This is a genomic window from Bacillus sp. BML-BC051 (assembly GCF_019656175.1).
Taxonomy (GTDB): Bacteria; Bacillota; Bacilli; order Bacillales; family Bacillaceae_G; genus Bacillus_A; species Bacillus_A mobilis.
In genome coordinates this window covers 1-2,946 of record NZ_BPLI01000116.1, presented here as the reverse complement: position 1 = coordinate 2,946, position 2,946 = coordinate 1, and the positions used below count along the sequence as shown (strand labels likewise).

The window sequence follows — 2,946 nt, the reverse complement described above, 5'->3', positions numbered from 1 at the left end:
TAATTTTATTTACTTATATTAACGTCACCCTTTCCCGTCTCGCTCTATCCATCGTACAGTCTTCTCTACATCTAACTCCGTATACGTCTTTTCTCCATATCGGACAGACTCATATATCGGAATAATATCTCGCGTTCTACAAATTCTACTTAACCATTGTTGCATCGTTTCATATGTCCTTCTCTGTTCGTGAAATGGTAAAGTTCTTTCCCATTCAACTAACGTTTTCCTTATCGTATCTTTAGGTAACGGCTGTTCAAACTGGTGCTTCACTTTCTTGTTCTTTTCGGTTCTATCCGTATTTTCCTTTGTTATCGATTGGTTATCCTGTTCTATTTCTGATTTTGTTACCTTTTTCCTCATTAATTTATAAAAAGCATATAGAATGACCAATGCAATAATTACATAAAAAACGACACTAATCCATGAATTTGAAAGAACAGAAAACACATCAGTCCATGAATTTTTTCGTACAAAAAGTGGAATTTTCCTATCTATTTTTGTTCTTGTATCTACAACTCCTGTTTCTTCATCTATAATTCTTTCAGGTTCATCAAACTGTGCGTCTACACTAGTAAAATCATAATTTCTTTCCGATAGTGTCTCCGTCTTACTAGAAAAAAGCCCTTTTACTATGTCTTGTACATGCACAACACCTTGTGATAACGTTATCGCACTAACCGTAAAGAAAAGTAGTATTAATACTCTAACACTCCACAACTTCACTTGCATATGTCGCCCTTTATTAGCCATGATATAAACCCCTTCTTATTCTTTAATTACGACCCATTTATTCGTTCTGGTGTATTTCCTTGGAGAAGTACCAAGAATTAAAGGAACTGCATCCAATTCTTTACGACGAAAGCCTGCGGTGTAAAAATAAGTAGAAGATACAGGCGTATCTTGGTCCGATATTGAGGCAAGTACTTTTAATACATTTTGCAAATGTTTCCGGTTATGACCGTTCTTTATATGCAACAATCCATTATCTTTTACGCTATTGATCCAAACTTCAAATGAACAGTTTTGCATGAGCAGTTGTTTACATATGCCTGCCGTTAATTCAATGAGTTCCTCTATATCATTTCTCAAAGAAATTCCACTTTTATTTTGCAAGTTGAGATATATCGCATATTTATCTGATTGTGTTCGCTCGTACTTTTTCGCGGTTATTGTCCCTGTTTTCGCTGTTGCACTCCAGTGGATGGAACGAAAATCTTCATTTTCATACGACTTCACTCCCATTACTTTCGTTTCATCATATAAGGGTGATGACATCGCTTTTCGAAATCCTCGTGACCATTCTTGTAATTCAGGAACTTGCATTTTCGGAACAGCTGGTAAAACTAAATAGGACGGCGTTTCAACTTGTTTATATGTTATATGGTTCGTTATGAATCCAAAGGGATCCGTAATGACAATTTCAACTTCTTCCCATTTCGCAATTCCTCTTTTTACAGCTACAGCTTGCAAATCAAATGAAACTGACTCTCTTCCTTTTATATTAAAATTCATATAATAATTTGAACCTGTACTATGATTTTTGTTTATTTCATCATGATTCCAAGTCAGCTTATTTTCACATTTAAATCGAAATACGATATTAAAAATAGGAAATAACGACTTGTTTGAAATTTTCATTTTGCACACATTCGCTTCACCTATAAAAACGTTTGAATTCCCTTGACTGTATTCCCATTCAACACGAGATACTTTACGTATGTACACATGCATCGCACCTATTAAAATTACATACAAAAATACGAGAGATAAAAACAGTAGATTACTTGAAAATACACATAAAATAACGGCTACAACTGACATAACTCCCATTACGAAAGGCTCCGCTAAAGGTGTATACACAAGCTGTTGATTCATCGTATATTCTCCATTGGCACATTAATTCTATGAAGAATTTCTTTCATGATTTGTTCTTTCGTCGTTTTCATCTCCCCCTCAATCGTTAACGTTAAACGATGAGCACAAATGGATGCTGCGAGCGTCTTAATATCATCTGGCGTACAGTAATCTCTTTCATTTAATATAGCCCGCGCTTGAATCGCTCTCATAAATGCCAACGTCCCCCGCGGGCTTACACCAATTTCAATTAACTCATGTATACGCGTAGCTTCTATAATTTCAAGAAGATAATCTTGCACATCACTTCCTACTAACACTTCTCTTGCACGTTTTTGCATCATAATAATTTCTTCACTTGAAATAATAGAGTGTAATGTTTCTAACGGATCATTCATTTGAAACCGATTCATCATTTCCTTTTCAGCTTCTCTCGTAGGATAACCTTGACGTATAGTTAGTAAAAAACGGTCTAGTTGAGCATCAGGTAAAGGAAATGTACCGGCCGATTCAAGGGGATTTTGCGTTGCAATTACTAAAAAAGGTTCTGGTAATGAATGTGTCTGTTTCGCAATTGTCACAGTACGTTCTTCCATCACTTCCAGTAACGAAGATTGTGTTCTCGGTACAGCACGATTAATTTCATCCACTAATACTATATTTGCAAAAATAGGCCCTAACCTCGTTTTAAAATCCGATTCCTTCACATTAAAATATTCAAGACCAATAACATCTCCGGGCAAAGTATCCGCTGTAAATTGTATTCTTTGAAATTTTGCGTCCACGCTTTTAGCCAAACTTTTCGCTAATGTTGTTTTTCCTGTCCCCGGTACATCTTCTAATAAAATATGTCCTTTTGCTATGAGAGCTATGGCTGCAAGTTCTATCGATTCATCTTTTCCTATAATAACTTTCGAAATATTATTAGTGATTTTCTTTAATGTGTTCATCTATTTATCTCCCACTTTCCATTATCCAGAAAATTAAGAATTATTATTTTCCAAATTATAACACATCACGGTAAAAGTAAATATATTCCTGTCAAAATAAAAAAGATGACCCTAGCACTATGAACTGAACCCCGAATAG

The 2,946-nt window shown here is 35.1% G+C and carries 3 protein-coding genes; all 3 read right to left on the bottom strand.

What is annotated here, in order from left to right:
- Positions 1-24 precede the first annotated feature (24 nt).
- The 3 genes from K5S59_RS29110 to K5S59_RS29100 are packed head-to-tail and all read right to left on the bottom strand — an operon-like array spanning position 25 to position 2,807.
- Positions 25-753, bottom strand: a complete 729-nt coding sequence (locus K5S59_RS29110; protein WP_001284487.1) for a hypothetical protein — start codon at positions 751-753, stop codon at positions 25-27.
- A gap of 15 nt (positions 754-768) precedes the next feature.
- Complete coding sequence (locus K5S59_RS29105) at positions 769-1,878, bottom strand: DUF58 domain-containing protein (protein ID WP_001075928.1); 1,110 nt, start codon at positions 1,876-1,878, stop codon at positions 769-771.
- Positions 1,875-2,807 (bottom strand): AAA family ATPase, encoded by a 933-nt coding sequence (locus tag K5S59_RS29100; RefSeq protein WP_120450402.1) that lies wholly within the window; start codon positions 2,805-2,807, stop codon positions 1,875-1,877. Before K5S59_RS29100 ends, K5S59_RS29105 begins: the two co-directional genes overlap by 4 nt.
- Positions 2,808-2,946 lie beyond the last annotated feature (139 nt).

Excerpts from the sequence above, each read along its gene's own strand:
- K5S59_RS29110 (WP_001284487.1), bottom strand. The coding sequence starts at position 753 with ATGGCTAATAAAGGGCGACATATGCAAGTGAAGTTGTGGAGTGTTAGA.
- K5S59_RS29105 (WP_001075928.1), bottom strand. The coding sequence starts at position 1,878 with ATGAATCAACAGCTTGTGTATACACCTTTAGCGGAGCCTTTCGTAATG.
- K5S59_RS29100 (WP_120450402.1), bottom strand. The coding sequence starts at position 2,807 with ATGAACACATTAAAGAAAATCACTAATAATATTTCGAAAGTTATTATA.